The 24,923-nt window shown below is 63.7% G+C and carries 8 protein-coding genes and 1 tRNA gene; 2 read left to right on the top strand and 7 right to left on the bottom strand.

Annotated elements, in window-relative coordinates; all coding sequences use genetic code 11:
• Positions 1 to 506 precede the first annotated feature (506 nt).
• Complete coding sequence (locus AACW18_RS12740) at positions 507 to 13,733, top strand: retention module-containing protein (protein ID WP_218388870.1); 13,227 nt, start codon at positions 507 to 509, stop codon at positions 13,731 to 13,733.
• A 281-nt stretch (positions 13,734 to 14,014) separates the two neighbouring features.
• Here AACW18_RS12740 and glpC read toward each other — a convergent pair whose 3' ends face one another.
• From glpC to AACW18_RS12720, 4 genes are all read right to left on the bottom strand, one after another.
• Positions 14,015 to 15,217 carry an anaerobic glycerol-3-phosphate dehydrogenase subunit GlpC gene (gene glpC / locus AACW18_RS12735; protein ID WP_218388869.1) on the bottom strand — a complete coding sequence of 401 codons (1,203 nt, stop codon included), beginning with the start codon at positions 15,215 to 15,217 and terminating at the stop codon, positions 14,015 to 14,017.
• A gap of 51 nt (positions 15,218 to 15,268) precedes the next feature.
• Complete coding sequence (gene glpB / locus AACW18_RS12730; RefSeq protein WP_218388868.1) at positions 15,269 to 16,549, bottom strand: glycerol-3-phosphate dehydrogenase subunit GlpB; 1,281 nt, start codon at positions 16,547 to 16,549, stop codon at positions 15,269 to 15,271.
• Positions 16,546 to 18,246, bottom strand: a complete 1,701-nt coding sequence (gene glpA / locus AACW18_RS12725; protein WP_218388867.1) for an anaerobic glycerol-3-phosphate dehydrogenase subunit A — start codon at positions 18,244 to 18,246, stop codon at positions 16,546 to 16,548. The genes glpB and glpA overlap by 4 nt, the downstream gene beginning before the upstream one ends.
• 309 nt (positions 18,247 to 18,555) lie before the next feature.
• Positions 18,556 to 19,011, bottom strand: a complete 456-nt coding sequence (locus AACW18_RS12720; protein ID WP_218388866.1) for a YchJ family protein — start codon at positions 19,009 to 19,011, stop codon at positions 18,556 to 18,558.
• Positions 19,012 to 19,282: 271 nt separating this feature from the next.
• On the opposite strand from AACW18_RS12720, the gene AACW18_RS12715 reads away from it, so the two are divergent.
• Positions 19,283 to 20,494, top strand: coding sequence for an ROK family transcriptional regulator (locus tag AACW18_RS12715; RefSeq protein WP_042652310.1), 1,212 nt, complete (start codon positions 19,283 to 19,285; stop codon positions 20,492 to 20,494).
• A 145-nt stretch (positions 20,495 to 20,639) separates the two neighbouring features.
• Here the strand turns inward: AACW18_RS12715 and AACW18_RS12710 are convergent, their stop codons facing one another.
• The 3 genes from AACW18_RS12710 to AACW18_RS12700 all read right to left on the bottom strand — a co-directional run bounded on the left by AACW18_RS12710 (position 20,640) and on the right by AACW18_RS12700 (position 24,912).
• Positions 20,640 to 22,025: a transglycosylase SLT domain-containing protein gene (locus tag AACW18_RS12710; RefSeq protein ID WP_371317035.1), complete on the bottom strand. Its 1,386-nt coding sequence runs from the start codon at positions 22,023 to 22,025 to the stop codon at positions 20,640 to 20,642.
• Positions 22,026 to 22,378: 353 nt separating this feature from the next.
• Complete coding sequence (locus AACW18_RS12705; RefSeq protein ID WP_218291261.1) at positions 22,379 to 24,064, bottom strand: aspartate:alanine antiporter; 1,686 nt, start codon at positions 24,062 to 24,064, stop codon at positions 22,379 to 22,381.
• Between the two features lie 772 nt (positions 24,065 to 24,836).
• Positions 24,837 to 24,912 (bottom strand) — tRNA-Asn (locus tag AACW18_RS12700).
• Positions 24,913 to 24,923 lie beyond the last annotated feature (11 nt).

Below are 24,923 nucleotides of genomic sequence, written 5' to 3'. Positions count from 1 at the left end.
AAATGAGATCCAGGTTTAATTCTTTAACTGTATTGAGGCTTTAGTGCCGAATGTCGCGCCGCAATGAGAAAAGCGCAGGTAGAGGAGGGACGCAGGCGCTGCCGATGGAGGCCAGGGGCGTGCGGGCTGTGTTCGCCTCTCTGAATCGTCAGGCCTGTTTGAATTTAAATTCACTTTCCATGCCGCTTGGCAGGGGCTCCAGTCAGGCTGTTGAAATAATGGAGAACCATCTCCGAATGAGCTCGATGTCAGTAGTTGTCGTATAAATGGGTGCCAAGAGAGCCATGTTCGGTGCCAATAGCGGCTAAATTAATCACTCCAGGGTTATTTTGCGCTGACGCGAACGTTTTGCTGAATTAAATAGGACGTTAGAGGGGGTTTTCTTTCGATATTTTCGAAAATGTCGAAGGGATCTCTGCGGCTCGAGACGGTAAAATAGCCGTCTATTTACCACGCATTCCTTCGTATGAATACGAAAGAGTCCGTGTTCATGAGTTGGAGGATATATGGCTGAGCTGCGAATCGAGAAACCGACCCTTATCACGCAACTGGAGGGCACCGTGCTTGTCATGGATGCCGATGGCTCCACGCGCCGTGCCACCCTGGGGATGCAGTTGCAGCCTGGCGAGCGTCTGCTCGCCGAATCCGATGGGCGATTCGAGCTGGCCGATCCCGCCGGCGAGACTCATGAACCCGCTCAACCCGACCCGGTACCGGGGGCGCAGACCGCCGCGGTGGATCCCGAGCTGGCCAGCCTGCAGGAGGCCATCCGCCAGGGGGCCGACCCGACCGCGGTGTTTGAAGAGACCGCGGCCGGCAACGCTGCCGCCGCCACCGGTGGCGGTGTCGTCGGCTCCAGTGCCGGCGGCTTCGTGGTGGTGGACAGAGCCAACGATGCCACCCTGGCCGAGGCCGGGTTTGATACCGACCACCAGCGCCTGCCCCAGGGCAATGACGATCCTTACGTGGAAGATCAGGATCAGGTCGCCGAGATCACCATCACCGAACCCCAGACCCTCGACAACATCATCAATGCCGACGAGGCCACCGGGGTCATCATCCGCGGCACCGTCGAAGACGTCGAGGTGGGCCAGACCGTCACCGTTACCCTGATCGATCAGGATGGCAATCGCCTCACCACCACCACTGTGGTGCTGCCCGGTTTCGTCTGGGAGGCCGATTTCGGTGACGTCACCGGCAAGCTGGTGGACGGCCCCCTCAGCATCCAGGCCGATACCCAGGATGCGGCAGGCAACCGGGCCAGCGATCTCGGCCAGACCCTGCTCGACACCATCACCACCATCACCCTCGACCTGAGCGACGAGAGCGACACCGGCGCCAGCCAGGTGGACGACCTGACCCGCGACACCACCCCGCTGCTGCAAGGCAAGGGGGAGCCCGGCGCCACCGTCACCCTGAGCCTGGGGGGCAAGGTGCTGACCGTGCTCACCGTCGATGGCAACGGCAACTGGCAATATCAGATCCCCAGTGACATGGCCGACGGTGCCTATGATTTTCGCGTCGACTCGGTCGACATCGCGGGCAACCGGGCCAGCGACATCCTGACCGTGACCGTCGATACCCGGGCCGGTATCGACATCGACGATCTCGACACCCAGAACATCCTGGGCCACGACAACGTCACCCTGAGCGGCAGCACCACCCAGGTGGAGGCGGGCCAGAGCGTCACCATCACCCTGATTGGCCAGAACGGCCAGACGCTCTACAGCGGCGCTGCCCTGGTGGGCAGCGACGGTCGCTGGCAGCTGAACGGGCTGGATCTCTCCAGCCTCTCAGGCCCCTATGAGGTGCGGGCCGAGGTGACCGATCTCGCGGGCAACCGGGTGATCGACGGTGCCCCGCTGATCGGTCAGAGCGACACCCTGACCCTGTCTGAGGCCGACCTGGCCGACGGCCCCGTCAGCGCCACCGGCTCCCTGCATACCGGCGCCGGCATGGATGGCAATCTGCAGGTGGGCTTCGCCGCCGATCAAGGCGCGCTCCAGGATCTGGGCCTCACCAGCCAGGGCTCGGCCCTGAGCTATCAGCTAAGCGGCCAGACCCTCACCGCCACCGCCGGCGGCGCGACCGTATTCACCCTGACCCTGGCCAATGACGGCAGCTACCGCATCGTCTGGAACCAGAGTCTGGATCACGGCCAGGACAGCCTGAGCCTGCCGTTCTCGCTGGAGTATCGCGACAGCGACGGGGACCTGGTCAATGCCAACCTCGATATCAAGCTGGTGGACAGCACCCCGCCCGACTTCACGCTGGCGCCCATCACCCTGACCGAGGATGCCTTCACCGATCAGGGGGCCGTGGTCGGGCAGAGCCAGTTTGTGGTCAGCCATCAGGCCGATCCCCTGCTGGCGGACTCCGTCGCCTTCGCCGATCAGGCGGGCACCCTGGCGCGCCTCAATGGCAGTGATCTGCGTAGCGACGGTCATGCGCTCAGCTTCGAATTCAGCGGCGATCGCCTGCTGACCGGTTATTACCTGGATGCCAACGGCAACCGGGTCGACGTATTGAAGGCCGAGCTGAGCGCCAGCCAGTCGGGCAGCGACATCGAGGGGAAGGTCACCGTCTCCCTCACTGGCCCGCTCGATCATCAGGGCAGCGACCAGCTCTCTCTGGGGCTCTCCGTCTGTGCCAAGGAGATTGACGGCGACGAGACCCGCGCCGATCTCGTCGTGACCATAGATGACGGCATAGATCCCAGCCTCGGCCTCGACGCTGGCATCAGCCTGCAGGAGGGCGGGGCCAGCCAGAGCCTGGACGGTCAGCTGCCGGTCCATGTCGGCAGCGATCGTCTGGTCTCCCTGAACTTCGAGGCGAGCCAGCCCGGTCTGGACGATCTGACCAGCGGCGGCAAACCGACCACTTATCAGGTGAACGGCAATCAGATCACCCTGCTGGATGCCGGCGGCAAGACCATCTTGACCGTCACCCTGGATCTGGATGGTAAATACCATCTCACCCTCGACGGGGTGCTGGATCAACCGGTCAATACCGACAGCGTCAACCTGGGGCTGCAGGTGCAGGGCACCGACTTCGACGGTGATCAGAGCAACCTCGGCACCCTGAATATCGCCATCACCGACGGCGCCCTGCCGAGCGTGGATGCCGTCTCCCTGAACCTGGTGGAAGACGGCGATTGGAGTGCGGGTCAGACCCTGACCGGCTCCCTCAACATCACAGCCGGCACCGATCCGCTCGCCAATATCAGCTTCGACGCCAGCCAGCCGGGCCTGCAGGGGCTCACCAGCGGCGGTGCGCCTGTGCTGATCAGCGTCAGCGGCAACAGCATCAGCGGCAGCGTCAACGGCCAGAATGTCTTCACCCTGACCCTGGATCAACAAGGCCACTACGTCTTCACCCTCAACCAGCCGCTGGATCAGGGCAGTGCCGACAGTCGGCTTTTGGCGGGCTTCACCCTCACCGATTCGGATGGTGACAAGGTCTCCTCTTCCCTGAGCGTGTCTGTCGGCGATGGCGCCAACCCGGTGATCAGCGCCGTGACCGGCACCAGCCTGACTGAGGCCAACCAGGGCGATGGCGCCGTGGTGGGCAACATGAGCTTCACCGTGAGCCACGGCTCCGATGCCCTGGCGCCCGACAGCCTCAAGTTCGACCTCGGCGCCATCCAGCAGAGCCTGGATGGCAAGTTCAGCAGCCACGGCAGCCCGATCACCTTCAGCCTGCATGCCGATGGCTCCCTGGTGGGCACCAGCGCCGACGGCCGCGAGGTGCTGCGCGCCGAGCTGGATCTGGCGGATAACAACGGCAACTGGAGCGTCACGGCCAAGGTGACCCTGAGTGGCGAGTTGGATCATCAGGGCAACGAATCCCTCGATCTGCCGCTCAGCGTGACCCTGACCGACAAGGACGGGGACAGCGCGTCCACCACCTTGCCGCTGGTCATCAAGGATGGCAATGCCCCCGGCTTCGTGGCGGGCAGCGGGGTGAGCCTCGATGAGGGCAACCTCGATGGCAGCAACACCCTGACCGGCACCGGCCACTTCAGCGTCAACGCAGGCTCGGATCGGGTGAGCGAGGTGTCGTTTGCCGAGGTCGCACAGCAACCGGCGTTGACCGCGCTGGGGCAGCAGGTCAAGTACGAGCTGGTCGATGGCGACCCCAGCATCCCCGGTAACCAGATCCTCAAAGGCTACGTCGAGGTCAACGGCCAGCGCATTGAAGTGCTGCAGGTCGAGATCAGCGGCGACCTCAAGGGCGCCGCCAGCAATGACTTCGACTACAAGGTGACCCTGTTTGAAGGGGTGCACCAGGCCAATGGCAGCAGCACGACAGAGCTGCCGTTCAAGCTCAATATCGTCGACAGCGACAAGGGCGCTGGCAACAACGACAGCACCACAGGCACCCTCAACGTCAGCATCGGCGAGGGGAACAAGCCCGTCATCTCTCTGACCGGGGTGACCCTGAATGAAGGTCGCTTCGATGGCGCCGCCAGCGGCGCGACCGGCGACGATCAACAGGCCACCGGCACCCTGACCATCACCGCCGACTCGGATCCCGTGGTGGACGTGCGGCTGACCCTGAGCGGTCAGGTGGTCGATGCCAGCGGCCAGCCCATCACCCACAACGGTGAGACTCTGACCTGGCAGGAAGTGCCGGGCAGCAACGGCCACAGCTTCCAGGGGTTGACCGCCAGCGGCACCCTGGTGCTGACGGTGACCCTGCCGAGCGTGCCGGGTCGCATCGAAGCCCACAACTCGGCGACCCTCGACTACGACGTCACAGTCCACACCAACCTGGATCACGGCGCGAGCGACAACCTCAACCTGACCCTGCCGCTGCAGGTAACCGACAGCGACGGCACCCTGATCAACGGCGAATCCACCGTCGTGATCAAGGATGCGGCCGATCCCAGCCTCGGCATCGACGCCGGCATCAGCCTGCAGGAGGGCGGGGCCAGCCAGAGCCTGGACGGTCAGCTGCCGGTCCATGTCGGCAGCGATCGCCTGGTGTCCCTGAACTTCGAGGCCAATCAGCCTGGTCTGGACGATTTGACCAGCGGCGGCAAACCGACCACTTATCAGGTCAATGGCAACCAGATCACCCTGCTGGATGCCGGCGGCAAGACAGTCTTGACCGTGACCCTGGATCTGGATGGCAAGTACCATGTGCAGCTTGATGGCGTGCTGGATCAACCGGTCAATACCAACAGCGTCAACCTGGGGCTGCAGGTGCAGGGCACCGATTTTGACGGTGATCAGAGCAACCTCGGCACCTTGAATATCGCCATCACCGACGGCGCCCTGCCGGGCGTGGATGCGGTCTCACTGAACCTGGTGGAAGACGGCGACTGGAGTGCGGGTCAGACCCTGACCGGCTCCCTCAACATCACAGCCGGCACCGATCCGCTCGCCAATATCAGCTTCGACGCCAGCCAGCCGGGCCTGCAGGGGCTCACCAGCGGCGGCCAGCCGGTTCAGATCAGCGTCAGCGGCAACAGCATCAGCGGCAGCGTCAACGGCCAGAACGTCTTTACCCTGAGCCTGGATCAACAAGGCCACTACGTCTTCACCCTCAACCAGCCGCTGGATCAGGGCAGTGCCGATAGTCGGCTTTTGGCGGGCTTCACCCTGACCGACAGCGACGGCGACAAGGTCTCCTCCTCCCTGAGCGTGTCTGTCGGCGATGGCGCCAACCCGGTGATCAGCGCCGTGACCGGCACCAGCCTGACTGAGGCCAACCAGGGCGATGGCGCCGTGGTGGGCAACATGAGCTTCACCGTGAGCCACGGCTCCGATGCCCTGGCGCCCGACAGCCTCAGGTTCGACCTCGGCGCCATCCAGCAGAGCCTGGATGGCAAGTTCAGCAGCCACGGCAGCCCGATCACCTTCAGCCTGGATGCCGATGGCTCCCTGGTGGGCACCAGCGCCGACGGCCGCGAGGTGCTGCGCGCCGAGCTGGATCTGGTGGATAACAACGGCAACTGGAGCGTCACGGCCAAGGTGACCCTGAGTGGTGAGTTGGATCATCAGGGCAACGAATCCCTCGATCTGCCACTCAACGTGACCCTGACCGACAAGGACGGGGACAGCGCGTCCACCACCTTGCCGCTGGTCATCAAGGATGGCAATGCGCCCGGCTTCGTGGCGGGCAGCGGGGTAAGCCTGGATGAGGGCAACCTCGATGGCAGCAATGCCCTGACCGGCACCGGCCACTTCAGCGTGAATGCCGGCTCGGATAGGGTGAGCGAGGTGTCGTTTGCCGATGTCGCGGAGCAACCGGCGTTGACCGCGCTGGGGCAGCAGGTCAAGTACGAGCTGGTCGATGGCGACGCCAGCATCTCTGGTAACCAGATCCTCAAAGGCTACGTCGAGGTCAATGGCCAGCGGGTCGAGGTGCTGGAGGTCGAGATCAGCGGCGACCTCAAGGGCGCCGCCAGCAACGACTTCGATTACAAGGTGACCCTGTTTGAAGGGGTGCACCAGGCCAATGGCAGCAGCACAGAGCTGCCGTTCAAGCTCAACATCGTCGACAGCGACAAGGGCGCGGGCAACAACGACAGCACCACCGGCACCCTCAACGTCAGCATCGGGGAAGGGGACAAGCCGGTCATCTCCCTGACCGGGGTTAACTTAAGTGAAGGGCGCTTCGATGGCGCCGCCAGTGGCGCGACTGGCGATGATCAACAGGCCACCGGCAAGCTGACCATCACCGCCGACTCGGATCCCGTGGTGGACGTGCGGCTGACCCTGAGCGGTCAGGTGGTCGATGCCAGCGGCCAGCCCATCACCCACAACGGGGAGCCCCTGACCTGGCAGGAAGTGCCGGGCAGCAACGGCCACAGCTTCCAGGGGTTGACCGCGAGCGGCACCCTGGTGCTGACGGTGACCCTGCCGAGCGTGCCGGGTCGCATCGAAGCTCACAGCTCGGCGACCCTCGACTACGACATCACAGTCCACACCAACCTGGATCACGGCGCGAGCGACAACCTTGAGCTGTCCCTGCCGCTGCAGGTCACCGACAGCGACGGTACCCTGATCACCGGCGACACCACAGTGGTGATCACCGATGCGGCCGATCCGCTGATCTCGGCCATCGACTCCGTTCGGGTCGAAGAAGCGGATCTGGATGCGATCGGTTCCCAGCATCCGGGCACCACGCCGGCCGAGAATGGGGAGGCTGCCGGTGGCAAGGTGACCATCGGCGCCGGCTCGGACAGGGTGGCTACCCTCGAGCTGGACGTGGCTGCCTTCAATCAGGCCAACCACCTCACCTCGGGGGGCAAGGAGGTCACCCTGGCGGCCCATAGCCCGGGCTGGTATCTGGCCAGTGCCGAAGGTGGCAAGCCGGTGTTCTGGGTCCATCTCGACGTCAACGGCAGCTACAGCTTCCATCTGGTGGGTCAGCTCGATCATGACGCCCAGGGCAAGGACGAGCTTGGCATCGAGTTGCCGTTGTTCGTGACCGACTTTGATGGGGATCGCAGCCCCAATGTGACGGTCGAGGTGACGGTACAGGATGACATGCCCATCGGCACCGAGCTGGCTCACAACCTGAGCGAGGCCGGCAGCGTCGTGAGCGGCGATCTGTTGCCGCCGGCCAATGAGGGGGCGGATGGTGCCAGGGTGGCCTCGGTCACCGTCAACGGTCAGGTTCATGACATCAACGGCAGCCTGACCCTGGAGGTGATGAGCCCGGACGGCAAGCAGGTGATGGGGTCGCTGACCATAGGCCAGGATGGCAACTACAGCTTCACTCCAAGGCCAGGATTTGATCACGATGATGCCAGCCTCAGCCAGCGCATCACCGCCCAGATCGTCGATGGCGATGGCGACACCGCCAAGAGCACCCTGACCCTCAACCTGCAGGATGAGGCGGTGCGCTTCACCGTGGACGGGGCGACGGGCCAGGAGGATCAGGGAGCGCAGGATCCGAGTCAGGGCATTGCCATCCACATGAGCCTGGATATCGGCGACTTCGACCGGGGCGAGCACGTGGATCAGCTGCTGATCCAGGCCCCGGCCAACGCTCACGGCACCTTCTACTACAACGGGGTGGCGCTCACCACCACGGCCGATGGCAAGTGGTTTATCGTGCCGCCCGAAGCCATGGTGACCACGGACAAGGTCAACTACAGCACCTCGGGTCTCAGCTTCGTGCCGGCGGATGACTGGTCGAGCTGGAGCAACAACAAGCAACCGCTGCACTTCCAGGTGCAGGTGCAGGTCGGGGTGACCGAAGGGACGCCGCCGCCCGCCGTGAACGGCGATCTCGCCATCACGGTGCAGGGCATAGCCGACAAGCCGGTCTGGGTCTCTGGCAGTACCGATCAGCACTACAGCATCAACGAAGACGGCAATGGCATAGCGCTCAATGTGAAGGCCGAGCTGACTGACACCGATGGATCCGAGACCCTTGGCTACCAGATCCACTGGGAGTCCGGTCATGGCAGCCTGACCCTGAACGGTCAGGTGCTCCAACCCGGCAGCAATGGGCTTTACACCGTCAAGGCGGGCGACATCAACAAGATCACAGTGGTGCCCGACAAGGATTACAGCGGCGACATCAAGCTCACGGTGACGCCGGTCAGTACCGAAAAGACGCCGGTTGTCAGCGGCCAGGACAAGGCGATCGGCGATCCCATCGAGCTGATGATCAACGTCAATCCGCAGGCGGATGACGCCAAGCTCAGCATCCGCGACATCCAGGGCAAGGAAGACAGCCAACTCGATCTGGGCAGCAAGATCTCGCTCGCCCACCTCGGGGATCTGAGCGATGGCTCCGAGAAACTCTTCGTGCGTATCGAAGGCCTGCCCGCCGGCGCCACCCTGCTGCTCGGCGGCGTGGTGGTGGTGCAGGATGCCAAGGGTTACTACGAGGTGGCCTACGATCGCATCGGCGAGCTCAAACTGCAGCCGCCAAAGAACAGCAACATCGACTTCGATCTCACCATCAAGGGGGTGGTGAAAGACTCGGCGACCCTGACCGATGCCAATGGCCAGACCCATATCGTCGTCAATGAGAAGGAGACCGGCTCCCAGAGCCTGCATGTGGACCTGATCGGGGTGGTGGATCAGCCTCACTTCGATCTCGGCACCACCGGCTGGACGGCCGAGGGCAATGGTTACACGACCACCATCCAGGAGGATGGCCGGGCGCCGCTCGACTTCAGGCTCGAATCGGGGGAGAAGACAGATACTCCGCTGGATAACTCAGAGAGCCTCAACCTGGTGCTGGAAGGCTTGCCGGAGGGGGCCAAGGTGTTCGATGCCAGTGGCAAGGAGCTCACCCTGACCTTCGCCGGGCTCGACGCCCAAGGCAAGCCGACCTACCAGGTCGATGTATCGGATCTGGGGAACCTGCAGATCCAGCCGCCGGCCAACAGCACCGCCGATATCCACCTCATCGCCCACGTGGTGGTGACCGAGAACGACGGCGACAGCAAGGGCTTCGATGTGCCGCTCACCATCAAGGTGGAGCCCGAGATCGATGCCGGCAACTATGACAAGAGCAGCCATGGTCTGGAGGATCAGTTTGTCGTGCTCGACTGGCATCCAGATCTGACCGACGGCGCCGAGCAGGTGACCCACCTCAGTCTCTCCGGCATCGAACCCGGCTATGAGATCTGGGTAACGGATGCCAAGGGTACCCATCAGCTCAACCTGAACGGTGGTGCCGTCGACCTGAGCGATGTGGATCTGCAGAGCCTGCTTAACGGCGGAAAGCTGTTGGTGAAGGCGCCACAAGACAGTGACAAGGACACCAATATCCAGAGTCATGTGACCGTGACCCAGCACGACGTGGATTCCAGCGTGGTGGTCGATAAGGTGATCGACGGCCAGCTGCATGTGGATATCCAGGCGGTGGTCGAGCCGGATGGCAACCTGGTGCAGACCGGCGGGACACTGGAGAGCCCGGATGGTCACGATATCCCGCTGGGCGGGGTGTTTGAATTCCAGGATCTGGATCCGAGCAGCGTCGAGACCATCGACTATCTGGTCATCAGCGATCTGCCGCCCGGTTTCGTGGTGGTGGGGGGGATCAGCGACGGCAAGGGCAACTGGACCGTGCCCAATGGTGCCCTGGGCAGCTATGCCCTGCATGCTCCCAATGGCTTTACCGGCAAGGTCGAGTTCAAGGTGAGTGCCCTGGTGCATGATCTCAGCGATGACGGCGACGTCAGCGCCTCGGTGCGCAAGGATCTCAATGCCAGTGCCGACTTCGGTCCCGTGACCACCCCGGATCAGAAGGCCGCCGATATCGATTTCGACAACAGTGCCCCCATCACAGGGGTGGAGGATCACGGCGTCAACTTCGGCAGCCAGCTCAAGAGCATGGTGACCCTGGGCTCGGTAGACGGCGGCGATGACGAACTCAGCATCGTCATCACCGGCTTGCCGCAGGGCGTGAGCGTGCAGGGGCTGACCTTTGACTTCGCCAACGGCGAGTACCTCATCAAGCTGCCGGGCGGACTGGACGACCTCGACAAGCTGACCCTCTCTTTGCCAGAGGACTATGCCGGCAACGACCTGGACTTCAACGTGAGGCTGGTCAACACCGACACGGTGAGCGGGGATACCAAGGTGGTGGAGAAGGAGGTTTCCCTCTCCATCACCCCCGAGGTCGACATCAACGGCGGTACCGATGGCCTGCCCGAGCTGCAACTGCAGATCAAGGATGTGAATGGCGACGGCCAGCCTGACAACCTGGAAGACACCCAGATCCACCTCGATCTCTCGGTCAAGCTGGCGGACATCAGCCCCTCGGTGGCCGACGGTGGTCTGGAGACGGTGGAGTCGGTCACCGTGACCGTCGATGCCAAGTACGGCCATTTCCTCGATGGCAACGGCCAGCCGACCAACAGCCTGGTGGTGAAGGATCCGGCGGCGCTCAAGGATCTGGTGTTCGTGCCCAGGGAGCACTTCAGCGGCCAGGTGCCCCTCGATATCAAGGTCGATATCCTCGACACCGCCACCACAGGCGAGGATCGCGGCAGCTGGAGCGGCCAGGTGGGCTTCGAGGTCAAGCCGGTCAATGATCCGGCCAATATCAGCGTGCACGACGTGAACGGCAACGAAGATGGCCGCGTCAGCCTGGCCGGCTTCGGCGCCAGCCTGATCGACAACGACGGCTCAGAGCAGATAGTGGCGTTGCAGATCAAGGGGGTGCCGGATGGCTTCACCCTGTCGGCTCCCGCGGTCAACAACGGCGGCGGCGTATGGCAGGTGCCTGTCGGCACCGACTTCGCCAAGCTGAGCCTGATCCCGCCGGCGAACTTCAGTGGCAGCCTGGATCTCGGCCTGAGCGTCTTCACCCTGGACAAGGGGCTCACCGTGCCCCTCGAGACCAGCGGGGACTTCACCGTCACCGTCAATCCGGTGGGGGATGCCATCATCGCCGACATGCAGGACAAGGCAAGCGGCACCGAGGGGGATGTGATCACCCTGAATCTGGGGCTGGAGACCCGGGATACCCAGGCCACCGGCGGCAGTGCCGGCAATGTCCATGAGAATGGCCCCGAACAGGTGCGGGTCACCCTGGAAGGGGTACCCGACGGCGCCGAGATCCGTCTGCCCAGCGGGGTGGACGGCAGCGTCGTGGATCTCGGCGGCGGCCGCTGGCAGATCACCACGGATGGCGGCAAGCTGGACGCCATCGAACTGGTGACCAAGGATGCCAACGGGGTGCTGGACCTCAAGGTGACGGCCCAGAGCCTGGACAACGGCGCCCTCGGCCCCGAGGTCAATGGCAACATCCAGGTGGAGGTGAGCGCGGTCAACGATGCGCCCATCAACCTGCTGCCAAGCGATCCCCAGGTGGCCCAGGAGGACAAGCCCTTCACCATCCAGGGTTTGCAGGTCAAGGACGTGGATGCGGGCAGCGGCAACATAGAGGTACGCCTCTCGGTGAACCATGGCACCCTGACCGTGCTCAATGCCGCCGGGGTGGCGGTGAGCGGCGACGGCAGCGGTTCCCTGGTGCTCAACGGCACCCTGGCCCAGATCAATGCGCTGCTCAATGGCGGCATCGACTATAAGGGCAGCGCCAACTTCCATGGCGACGATGCCCTGACCATGACCACCAACGATCTGGGCAACACCGGCAGCGGCGGCGCCCTGAGCGACAGCGACGTGCTGCCCATCGAGGTGCAACCGGTCAACGACGCCCCGGTCAACCTGTTGCCCACCGAACCCCAGATAGCGCAGGAGGACACGCCTTTCCGCATCCAGGGACTGCAGGTGAACGACGTGGATGCGGGCGGCAGCCCCATCAAGGTGACCTTGTCGGTCATGCACGGCATCCTGGAGTTGCCGGCGGGCAGCGGCGTGACGGTGACGGGTAGCGGTAGCGACACATTGGTGTTGAGCGGCTCTCAGGCGGAGATCAACGCCCTGCTGGCGGGTGGCGTGACCTATCAGGGTGAGCAGGACTTCAATGGCCAGGATGCGCTCACCATGGTCACCGACGATCTGGGCAACACCGGCAGCGGTGGCGCCCTCGGCGACAGCGACGTGCTGCCCATCGAGGTGCAACCGGTCAACGATGCGCCGCTCAACCAGGCGCCGGCGGCCATGTCGGTGAAGGAGGATGGTTCGCTGTCCCTGTCCGGCATCAGCGTGAAGGACGTGGACGCTGGCAGTGCGCCGCTCTCCATGGTGCTGCGGGTCGAGCACGGCGTGCTGACCCTGCTGGGGGCGGCGGGCGCCGTCTCGGTGCAGGGGGCGGGCACCGGCGAGATCACCCTGGTGGGCTCACTGACCGATCTGAACAGCCTGATCAACGGCAGCCTGCATTACGAGCCGGCCAAGGACTTCTGGGGACAGGACAACCTGACCATTACCACCTCGGATCAGGGCAACAGTGGGTCGGGTGGGGCGCTGACCGACAGCACCCAGGTCGGCATTCAGGTGACCGCCGAGGCGGACGATCCGCAGCTTAGCCTGGGTACCCACGATATCCACGCCCTGCAGGGGGCCTGGGTGCCGCTCAACCTGAGTGCCAGCGTGGTCAACCCGGCAACCGGCGAGCTCTCGGTGCGGATCCAGAATCTGGGCGGTGCCCAGGTGGTGGACGAGCATGGCCAGAGCGTGGGTCATGCCGACAGCAACGGTGACTGGTTGCTGCCGATGGATCAGTCCGTGCCTATCTATCTCAAGGATCTGCCGATGGGGGATCACGCCCTGACCCTGAGCGCCGAGTCGAGCGCGGGTGGCTCGACCCTCAGCTCGACGCCGGATACGGTCACGGTCCACAGCCAGAGCGGCCACGATCTGCTGGGCTCGGATCAGAATGACTGGCTGTTTGGCTCCAGCGGCGACGATCGGATTCTGGGCGGCCTGCGGGATGACGTGCTCAGGGGCGGCCATGGCAACGATATCCTGACCGGCGGCGCCGGCAGCGATCTCTTCGTGTGGGGCAGTGGTGATGAGGGGACGACGGGGCACACGGCCATCGACACCATCACCGACTTCCACCCGGAAGAGGGGGACAAGATCGACCTGGCGGATCTGCTGCAAGGGGTGACCGACAACAGCGTGGATGGCTTGCTCAATCACCTCTCCGCCAGCGTGGCCACCGGCAGTGGCGGGCTGAGCGACGTGAGCCTGTCGGTCTCACCGGCGGGGGATGGCCAGGTGACCCAGCAGATCACCCTGAAGGATGTGGATCTCAATAGCTGGAACCTGAGCGGTTCCTCCTCCCACGACATCCTGCAGTCCATGCTGGATAACCACAGCCTGATCATCCAGCATCCCTGATGCGTCAGCGAGTATGAAAAGAGCCGGCACTTGCCGGCTCTTTTGTTTTTCTGCGTGGATGCGTTGTTATGCTTCTTTCGTCGGGCCTGCACCTGGCCCGCGAGTCGGTGAGACCAGCACGGCGACGTCTTGGCGTGCTGGTCTTGTTATCTCTCTGCCTATGCCTCCAAACAACCTGTCATACCTGCCCTCATATCAGCGCCTGGGCCAGCAGATGGATGGGTTGTTCGCAGCGGTAAATTGGCGTGCTCATCTCGATTCGCTTGTTGCCATGCCAACCCTCATACCAGCGCCTGCGCCAGCAGATGGATGGGATGCTCGCAACGGAAGGCGGTGCTCATTTCGATCTGCCACTTGCAGGTCTCGCAGTCGGTGATGACGAGATCAGGCTTGAGGCGGTTTATCTGATCGAAGAGCCCTTCGCCTATGGCCTGGCTGGTCTGGTAGTTCTCCGACTTGAAGCCGTAGGTGCCGGCGATGCCGCAGCACTGGGACTCCAGCACCGTCACCTTGACCCCAGGGATGGCCCGCAGCAGCTCGAGCGTGTAGATGACGCCCCCCATCTTCTCCATGTGGCAGGGGGTGTGATAGGCGATGTGCAGATTGAGCGGCTTCATGGCCGGCTTGTTGCCCCGGTAGAACTCGTTCCACAGGAAGCGGGTCACCAGTGAGATGCGATCCCGCACCTTGTGGTTGTCCTGCTCCAGCAGGTGGGGGTATTCGTCCCGCAGGGTGAAGCCGCAGGTGGAGGAGGTGGCCAACAGCGGCATCTCGTTGCCGAGCAGGGTGTTCTCCAGCTGCTGGATGTTGAAGGCGGCCTGGCGCTTGGCTTTGTCCATGAAGCCGTTGGCGATGAGCGGCACGCCGCAGCACTTCTCCCGCTCCAGCAGTTGCATGCCTATGTTCATGGCGTTGAGCACCTGCATCAGCTCCTTGCCGAGCTGCGGGTGGTTGTAGTTGACGTAGCAGCCGTGGAAGTAGGCTATCTGGCGCTTGTAGCTGGCCTGGGTGGCCTTCTGCTTCTTGTACCAGCCACGGAAGGTGCCCTGGGAGTACTTGGGCAGATCGCGGTGGGAGGAGACGCCGAGCGCCTTGTCCAGCACCAGCTTCATGGGCTTGAGGCCGGTGGTGAAGTTGACCAGGGGCGCCATCAGGGTGGACATGCCGCCCATCAGATCGGTGTGGGAGAGCACGAACTCGCGGATCCCCGGCTTGAAGCCGCTGTACTTGTGCTTGGCCTTGGCGATGATGTCGCCGATGCGCACTCCGCTTGGGCAGGCCACCTCACAGCGTTTGCAGTTGGTGCAGTGCTTGAGGGCGCTGTCGAACAGCTCAGGGCTCTTGATGCGCAGCCGCTCCCCGTCGGGACCGGCCTGTTTCGGGCCCGGGTAGGCGGGGTTGGCTTTGGCCACCGGGCAGTAGGCGGTGCAGACGGTGCATTTGATGCACTGATCGAAGGTTTGATTGGCGTGATCCAGTAGCATCTCAGTGCTCCTCCCGTCGGTGGTGAAGGCTCGGGATTGGGAATGAGGCAGTCATTGGGCTGCCTCCAGAATATGGCCGGCGGCCTGCCAGCCGGTAGCGACGGCGACCCCGGAGCCTGACCCCTCTCGCACGGGGTCGTAATGGGCCAGCACGCTGCCGGCGCCATAGAGGTTGACGAGGGGCTTGCCGCCGCGCAGCACTCGCAACTGCGCGTCCGTCTTGACCCCGAAGCCCATGAAGGGGTGATGGTCGAACAGGCGGCGGCCGGCCCAGGCGTCGCGCTCGGGGAGGCTCAGCACGTCGGCGTCGAAGATGGGCTCGCGAATGCCGCCGAGGCGGGACTCCAGGCCGCGGCTGAAGAAACTGCCGGAGGCGAGCACGAAGTGGTCCGCCTCGAACAGCTGATCGTCGCCGTTCTGGCTGTGCACGCCTATCACTCTGTCCCCCTCATAGCGGGCGCCCAGCACCCGCTCGCTGGTGAGGAAGGTGCCGCCCAGGCTCTGGAAGCGACGCTTGAGTGCCTCCTGCATCCGCATGCCGATGAGGGAGGGCGGCATGGTGGCGACCTCCCGTATGGTGCAGCCGGTGCGCTGCTCCAGCTCCGCCAGGCGCGGGCCGACCAGGCCGAGCGACAAACAGGCGGGCAGCACTATATGACGGCAGCCCGGTTCGCCACACTCCTGCACCATGCGGCCGATCTCGCGGGCCAGATCCGCCAGCAGATCCTGCTGGTCGTGCTGCTGTTTATCGAACAGCCGGGCTATGTCGGCGGAGCGAAACTCGTGGGGATTGCGGCTGAACTCCGCCAGCTGGGGCAGGCGAATTTCGCCCGTCAGGATGCGGCAATGGGCGAAACGTGGCTGGGCCGCGAGATTGGCCGCCGCCAGCGCCGGGTGGAAGTCGCGAAAGCCGGCCAGGGTGGCCAGCAGGATGGCTGCGGGGGCCGGGGCATCGGTCAGACAGGCGCAGGTCGCGGGCGAGAGCCAGGTGGACTTGAGGGTGCCGATGGGAGTCAGCCTTTGGTGGTTGCGCTCCTGGCGAAACAGCGGCAGGCCCTCTTCCGCGCAGTGGCGCTGCAGATCCGCGAGGCTGGCCTCTATGTTGGCGAGCCCGACCTTGCCGTAGGGGTGCTCGGGGTGTGCGGCCAGGAAGGCGGGCAGGGCGGCGCGGGGATCCCCGTCGCTCTCCAGCAGATCGATGGAGCCTGAGGAGAAGTGCAGGGCGCTCTGGCCGGAGGCCATCAGCAGCGTCTTCTGACCCGCTTCGGCCAGGCGCAGCGCCGCCGACAGGCCCGCCATGCCGCCGCCGATAACGATACTGTCGAATTTCATGATGGCTCTCCTTGAGTCGATAAGGCCTGGCTAGCGTCCCCTTTGGCACTCTTGGCCGCCGTGTCGAGCGGGAAGGGGGGCTCGGCCACCAGATGGGGGGCCGTCCACTCTCCCAGGCCAAACAGCCCTTCGTAGATCCAGTAGGTAAATTCCGCCTCTCGCAGGGCGTCCCCCCAGAGCACGGGGCGGGTGCCCTTGTAGCGCTCCTCCAGGAACTGGCGCAGCATGACGCAGGCCTCACGGCCATCGGCCTTGCCGTACTCCTGCATCAGGCCGGCGGCGCGGTAGGCGCACAGCTCACCCTGGCAGGGACCCATGCCGAGGCGGGTGCGGCGGCGCAGATCCACCAGGTTGTCCACGTCCAGCTCGCGCAGGGCGTATTCGATCTCGCCGGCGGTCACCATCTCGCACTCGCAGATGAGGGCGTTGGCCTTGGGGTTGTCGCGGAAAAACGCGATGACCCGCTCGCCGTGGCGATACTGGGCTGAGCCCTCGACCGGGGCCGACAGGCCGGGGGCAGAGACCTTCTCCGGCTCCCGCGAGCCGGGCAGGCTGAGCTCGGCGGTGCGACAGGGTGCCTTGTTGCCGATCTTGTTGGCGATGAGGTCGGTGGCCATCTCCGCCATCAGCCGGTAGGTCATCAGCTTGCCGCCGGTGATGGTGTTGAAGCCCTGCAGGCCGTCGCGCTCGCCGTGATCCAGCAGCACTATGCCGCGGCTGATGTTGCGGCCGGTCTCGTCACCGTCCACCGCCACCAGCGGGCGCACCCCGGCGTAGGCGCGCAGCAAGCGGGTGCGGGCCATGATGGGGGCGAGCTTGATCCCCTCGCGCAGCAGTACCTCCACCTCCTGCGGATCCACGCTGAGCTGGTCAATCTTGTGGTAGTCGATGCGGCTCGAGGTGGTGCCGATGAGGGAGATGGTATCGCCCGGCACCAGGATGTCCGCATCCGCCGGCTTGCGGGCGCGGTTGAGCACCAGCTGGTTGATGCGGTAATCCATGATGAGCAGCGAGCCCTTGGCCGGGAACATGCGGATGCCGAGATCCGCGTACTCGCAGATCTGCTGGCCCCAGATGCCGGCGGCGTTGATCACCTCCTGACACTCCACCTCGAACGCTTCGCCGGTGCGGGTGTTGATGGCCCTGACCCCATGGACCCTGTCCTGCTGACGCAACAGCCCCAGCACCTTGCTGTGGGTGAAGATGCGTGCGCCGTGCTCCTTCGCATCCAGCACGTTGGCGGCGGCGAGGCGGAAGGGATCGACGGTACCATCCGGCACATGAATGGCGCCTATCATCGCCGGGTTGGCGTTGGGTTCGAGGCGCAGCGCCTCGCGGGGATCCAGCTGGCGGGTGTCGATGCCCGCCTGGGCGCAGGCGGCCATGAAGGTGGTTTGAAAGTGGATGTCATCTTCCGGCAGGGTGACGAAGAGGCCGCCGGTGTCCTCGACGCAGTGGCTGGCGATCCGCTTGAGGATGCGGTTCTCCGCAATGCACTCGCGGGCAGATTCCGGATCCGTCACCGCGTAGCGGGCGCCCGAGTGGAGCAGACCGTGGTTGCGGCCGGTGGTGCCGGCGGCGATGTCATCCCGCTCCAGCAGGATGCAGTCGATGCCGCGCAGCGCACAGTCGCGCATGATGCCGGCGCCGGTGGCACCGCCGCCTATGATGACGACCTCTGTGGTTATTCTTTTCATTCTTGCCCGTCTCATCTCGTCCAGATGGGGCCAGTGTGGCGCCTCCTTTGGCAAAAATGTTTGATATGGGCCAAATTAATGTTCGCAAACGCTCACTAATGGTGAGGTTGATGAGCGAACTGTGACCATAGTCACATCCCGATCAGGGCGGGGCTAGGGCCGGCACCTCAAAAAAGAGAAAAGCGGGAAGGGGAATACGGGGCAGAGCAGGAAGAGAGCCGAGCAGAGAGGGGAAGGGGCAGATGGCGGCTCGCCCCTGATGGACGGCGGGGAGGCGATGGCCACCCCGCAGCCGCGCGGGCCAGGTTTTCAGCCGCAGCACTTCTTGAACTTCTTGCCGCTGCCACAGGGACAGGGGTCGTTGCGACCGACCCGCAGGGGGACGGGATCCTGCTCGCCGTCGGTGTAGACCCAGCGCCCCTGATGGCGTACGAAGCGGGAGCGCTCATGCAGGCAGTGACGCTCATCCTCCTCCTTGAACCAGGCCTTGAACTCCACCATGCCGGTGTCGTCCGCGGGGCCACCCCGGGCGGCGAGGATCTCCAGCCCATCCCATCGGGTGTCGGTGTGGGAGAGCTGATCCGCCGTCAGACCGCCGAGGTGATCAGGGTGCCAGCTGTGAACCAGGTAGTCGCCGAGCCCCAGCACGAAGGCGCTGTAGCGCGAGCGCATCAGCTGCTCGGCGCTGGCGGCAGGCTGACCGTCATGGAGTGGGCCGCAGCACAGCGCGAGTGAGAGGGAAGAACCGCAGGGACAGGTGCTCATGAGTCAGCTCATAGGGTCAAGAGTGAGGAGGACGGGATTGTAGCGAAAGGGGCCCCCGCTCGGCCAGCGCTCAACGCCGGTTCGCCAGCCTGACCGCCCGGCCACGGGGCGACTTGGTCGGCATGGGCGATAAATTGCGCCGGCCTGGCTCCCCCTCTCGTTAGCCGTCACGTTTTTGCCGTCTGGTGGGGATTTTCCGCCGGCAAATTTGGGGATCGGCGCAGAATGTGGGAAAATCTGGGCATCCGCTCTTTTCGTTAACCCATACCCTATGAATGAGATCGTGAAAGGCAGTATCGATTTGATCCGTCAGCTCAACTATGGCCTGGTCTATGCCAGCCTGGAGGAGCACAAGGAGCTGTCCCGTACCGATCTGTCCCGTTTGACTGGCCTCTCGCCGGCCAGCATCACCAAGATCACCCGTGAGCTGCTCGATGGCGGCCTGGTGGTGACCTGTGGTGAGAGCTCGGTGGGCCGTGGCCGGCGCCAGACCCTGCTGCGCATCAACGAGCGCCGCTTCCAGTTTCTCTCCATGCGCCTCGGCCGTGGCTATGTGGACATGGCCCTGTTCGATCTGGCGGGCCGCTCCCTGGCGCGCCATCGCCACCTGTTCAGCGAGGCGGAGCGCGCCGATCTGCTGGCCAGCCTGGTGCGGGCCATCGACGGTTTCCTGCCGAAGAAGTCCCTGCGGCTGGCCTGCATCGCCCTCTGCCTGCCGGGGCAGGTGGAGCGCCACTCCGGCATGGTGAAGCACTTCCCCTTCTACGATCTGCGCAACTGGCCCCTTGGCCCCACCCTGCAGCAGGCATTTGAGGTGCCGGTGCTGGTGAGCGGCGACGTGCGCACCTGGATCCAGGCCGAGCGCGAATGGGGCGCCGCCAAGAACTGCGCCGATGCGGTGCTGGTGTTCGTGCACAACGACATCGGGGTCGGCATGGTGGTCAACGGCCAGCTCATCGAGAGCGAGTCGGCCCTGCTCGGCGATCTCAGCCATCTGCAGCTCGAGCCCTACGGCCAGCGCTGCTATTGCGGCGGCTTTGGCTGTGCCTGCACCCTGGTGACCAATCAGGCGCTGGAGGCGCAATACCGGGATCTGCGCGAGCGCATGCAGGAGCACGATCTGCCGGCGAGCGTCAATATCCGCGAGCTGTGCGAGCTGGCGCTGGCGGGCAACAGCCTGTGCCAGGACATCTTGCATCAGGCCGCCGGCCGCCTCTCCCGGGTGCTCTCCAACCTCATCTGCCTGCTCAACCCGGGCAAGCTGCTGCTGGGGGGGGAGATCACCCGCGCCGATCGGCTGCTGTTCCCCATGCTGCATCAGTCGCTTGCCAGCCAACTGCCGGCCGAGTACCTGGTGCGCCTGCAGATCGAGTCCACCCACTTCTACGAAGACCCCACCAAGCCCACCTCGGTGCAGGTGCACAAGGCCCTGCGCGACGGCAGCCTGCTGCTGGATCTGCTGCGAGGTGACAAGGAGGCATGAGACTCGGGTTGCAAGGACGCTTCCTGCCTGCACTGGTCTGCTTGCTGCCATTGACCGGCTCGGCGCGAGCCGCTGTCCATCCTTAACGGAGCCGGGCTCTCCTCTTGAACAGAGGAGAGCCCGGCCTTGCGTCACTGGGTCCTGGCTAGGATTTCTCCGCCCCTGAGACCGGCTTGCCCGCTGCTTCCTGCTGCTTGATGGCGTCGGTGGCTTTCTGCTTGAGGGTGACCTGCTCCATCACCAGCTTGTAGGCGATGTAGTACTTGTAGATGTTGCCCACATAGGTCACGGTCTCGGGGCCTATCTTCTCCGCCGCCACGTACTCGACGTTATGGAACCAGACGTTGGGATCCAGTCCCCGCTTCTTGGCCTCGGCACGCAGCCGTGCCACCCGGGCGGGGCCGGCGTTGTAGGAGGCAAACGAGAATAAGGCCTTGTCGAGGGCGGTCATGGGCTCGTCCGCATAGTAGTGATCGATCATCCAGCGCATGTATTTGACGCCGCCGTGGATATTCGGCTCGAGCTGGCGGATGTCACCCACCTTCAGCCCCTTCCCGGTGGCGGGCATGATCTGCATGATGCCGATGGCGCCGACCCGGCTGCGCGCCTTCTGATTGAGCGCCGACTCCTGATAGCCCTGGGCCGCGATCAGCAGCCAGTCCACGTCGAAGCGCTCCCCATACTGGCGAAACAGCTCCACCACCTGCAGGAATTTCTTGCGCTCGGCCTCGGCGGCGGCGCTCTTGATGAACTTGTTCTGCTTGAGATAGCGGGCCAGGAGCGCTTCTCCCGTCGACTTGCCCCGCAGCGCGGCTATCTGCTCGTTGAGCATGGCGAGTAGCTGGGGGCTCTCCTTGCGCACCGCCCAGGCGATGATGCCGCCGTCGCGGAACACCGGTTCTTCGTGGATCTGGATAGCCGGGAAGATCTTCTGCCAGAAGCGGGCCTTGTGTTCATCCATGACGATGAAGGGCAGCAAGCCCGCGTTGACCATCTCCACCAGATCTTCATCCTCCAGCACCTCCGAGGCCGGCTGGATGTCGATGAGCGGTTCGCCCGCCTCCTTGCGCGCCTGGTTATAGGCGACCAGGCTCTCGAAGTAGCTGGAGGAGGGCCTGACATAGAGGCTCTTGCCCCCGAGATCGGCGGCGCTCTCCACCTTGGGGGAGTCCGGCCCCGAGATGAGCAGTTCGCGCACGTTCTCGATCAGGGGATCGGAGAACTCGACACCCTGCTGCTTGCGTTTGTCCGTGATGGTGAGGTTGGCGGCGGCGATGTCGCCCTTGCCCGCGATCAGTGAAGTCAGCAGGGCCTCACGGGCGACCGGGATGAAGACGAAGTTCAGCTTGAGGTGGCGCTTGATGGCCTTGTCCTTGCGCAACTGCTCGTTGAAGCGTTTCTCCACCTGCATGAAGGCGTCGTAGGTGATCCCCCGTTGCACCCCCTTGTGGATGAAGTAGCCGGTCTTGTTATAGGTGGTCAGCACCCTGATGGTGCGTCGTTCCAGCATGGCATCGAGATCCCCCAGCATGGGTTTGGCCAGATCCTCGCTGGCGAAGATCAGGGCGCTGCGATCTTCTTCCTCATTCTCCTTGGTCGTTGTCTTGTCGGCGTCGGTACTCCAGGCCGGCAGGGAACCCATTACCCAGATCATGACAATCCATAAGTATTTCATGACGATCACCTCACTCATTTCATTGAGTGTAAGCGGCGGGCCGAGGGCGCTTTAGCTCATTGGGTTTGATCGCGAGAAGCCGATAGCACGATTCTCACTATCCAAGGGAAGTGGGTCGGCTGACAGGAGGAGAGGGGCGAAGTGCAGCCACAAGAATGAAGAGGGAGCCCGCAGGCTCCCTCTGTTGATATGGAGATGTATATTCCGGGTTAGAACCAGAAGCCGATGATGAAGGAGCCCGCCAGGGTCAGCATGACGTTGGCCACCGCATAGGTCCCCGCATAGCCGAGCGCCGGGATGGAGCTGTTGGCCGCCTCGTTCACCACGTCCATGGCCGGGGCGCAGGTCCGGGCCCCCGTGATGGCCCCCAGCAGCAGCGCCGGGTTCATCTTCAGCACCCAGACCCCGAACAGGTAGCCCACCAGCACCGGCAGGGTGGTGACCAGCATGCCGGAGAACAGCACCACCACCCCCACCTCGCTGAGATGATCCAGGATGCCGCCACCGGCCTTGAGTCCGGTACTCACCATGAACACTGCCAGACCCAGATCCTTGGCCAGGCGCAGGGCGCCGGGCGGCACATAGCCGACCGTGGGGTGGTTGGCCCGCAGGTAGCCCATCAGTATCCCCGCCAGCAGCAGGCCGACGGCGTTGCCGAGGCCGAACTCGATCTGGCCGAACACCAGGGAGACGGAGCCGATCAGCAGGCCCAGCACGAAGAAGGTGGTGAAGGCCACCAGATCCGTGGTCTGGCTGTGGATGCTGATGAAGCCTATCTTGTTGGCCAGCAGCTTGACCCGCTGCTTCTCGCCGCTGATCTGCAGCACGTCACCCTTCTGCAGCATGATGTTGCGATCGAACGGCATCTCGATCTGGGAGCGCACCACCCGGTTGAGGAAGCAGCCCTTCTCGGTGAGGTTGAGCTCCACCAGATGGCGACCCACCACCGCATCGTTCTTCACCACTATCTCCTCGGTGACGATCTGCAGATCCAGCAGGTTGCGGTCGAACACCTCCTTGCCGTTGCGGTAGTTGACGTCCAGCTTCTCGTGGCTCTCCGGATAGCCGACCAGGGCGATCTCGTCCCCCTCCTGAATGACGGCATCGCCATCCGGGCTCGCCAGTATGCCGTTGCGGCGGATCCGCTCCACATAGCAACCGGTGTGGGGATAGATGCCGGTCTCGCGCAGGGTGCGACCGCCGATCCAGGCCGCGAGCTCGGGGCCGACTCTATAGGCGCGGATGATGGGCAGATAGGTCTTGCGGCTCTCGTTGTCGGACAGCCCCCGCTCGCGGGCGATCTTCTGGGCCTCGGTGTTCAGATCCAGCCGGGCCAGGGACGGCAGGTAGCGCACCACCAGCATCAGCCCCACCAGACCCACCAGATAGGTCAGCGCATAGCCGATCCCCATGTTGTCGAGCACGGACTGCATGTCGGTCTGATGGGGCAGGTTGAGCAGGCCGCTGCGCAGGGCATCCTGGGCCCCGACCAGCGCCGGGGTCGAGGTAAGCGAGCCCGCCAGGATCCCGGCCGCCATGCCGGGCCCCAGGTTGAAGAACTTGGCCAGCCCCACCGTCAGCAGCAGGGCCGTCAACAGGATCACCAGGGTGAGGGTGATGTAGTGGATGCCATCGCGCAGGAAGACGCTGAAGAAGTGGGGACCAGCCTCTATGCCGACGCAGAAGATGAACAGCATGAAGCCGACATTCTCCGTGGTGGCGGTGAATTCGAAGCCCATCTGGCCGAACAGCAGGGCGGTGAACAGTACGCCTATGGTGTTGCCAATCTGGAAGTTGCCGAGACGTACCTTGCCCAGCAGCAGGCCGAAGGCCAGTACCACGAACAGCAGCAGGGAGTCGCTTTGGTGTAGCAGAGTCACGAAATCTATGGTCATGCCCGGAAAAACCGAGGAAAAAAGTGGGGCCGATATTGTGCCGTATCCCTCACCAAGAAAGAAGCGTCAAAGCGGATTAATAGACAGTTAAGTGGCTCCCCTCCTGTCAGGGAATAGGAGAGGGGGGTATCGGGGGCGAAAACCCTCTCTTTCGCACTGCCGATCCCGTTGTCAATTAGTGATTTCTGCTATCGGCGGGGGAGAGGGCTTGGCCCCTGTGGACAATTTATTACCTGCTGCAAGTGGCACATCTGAGCACGCTTTTCAGCATATTTGACTGAGGGGAGCCGGGGGCTGTCCGACACCGTTCCCTGCCATGACCCGGATGGTGACCCATGCCATGAGGCATGGCGAAAAAAGCACAGGACCAAGGGGCCGGAATGTCAGCATTCGACCCATTTAGGGGGGGTGGCAAAAACAGCAGAAAATGGGGACGAGGGGCGCAACCGGTGCCCGGTCGGAGGGACTGGCTGCCAACCTAGGCCGCGACTGGCTTTGGTCGACTTACCCACAGAAACTGTGGATAACCCTGTTCATGAAACTTGGCGATCAGCCTGCAGGCCGCGCCAATACTGGGATGCAAGCACTGTTCAAAAAATACCGGAAGAAAAATGTTTCTATAAAAATCATATAGTTATACGCAGCAGAACAAAACGCTGCTGGTCGGGGGGAGGGGATCAAATGGGGGTGTCACCACGAGGGGCGGCTTGTGCATTAAAATCGGCAGAGGAAAGCACTAAAGTGGATAACTTGCACCGAGATGGTGAGGAATTGGCTCCCCCGACTGGACTTGAACCAGTGACATACGGATTAACAGTCCGCCGTTCTACCGACTGAACTACGGGGGAACATCAGGCAA

Origin of the sequence: Aeromonas sp. sia0103 (genome assembly GCF_963895295.1) — a bacterium.
Lineage (GTDB): Bacteria > Pseudomonadota > Gammaproteobacteria > Enterobacterales > Aeromonadaceae > Aeromonas > Aeromonas encheleia.
The sequence above is the reverse complement of the archived record's forward strand: the minus strand, read 5'-3'. Positions and strand labels throughout refer to the sequence as shown.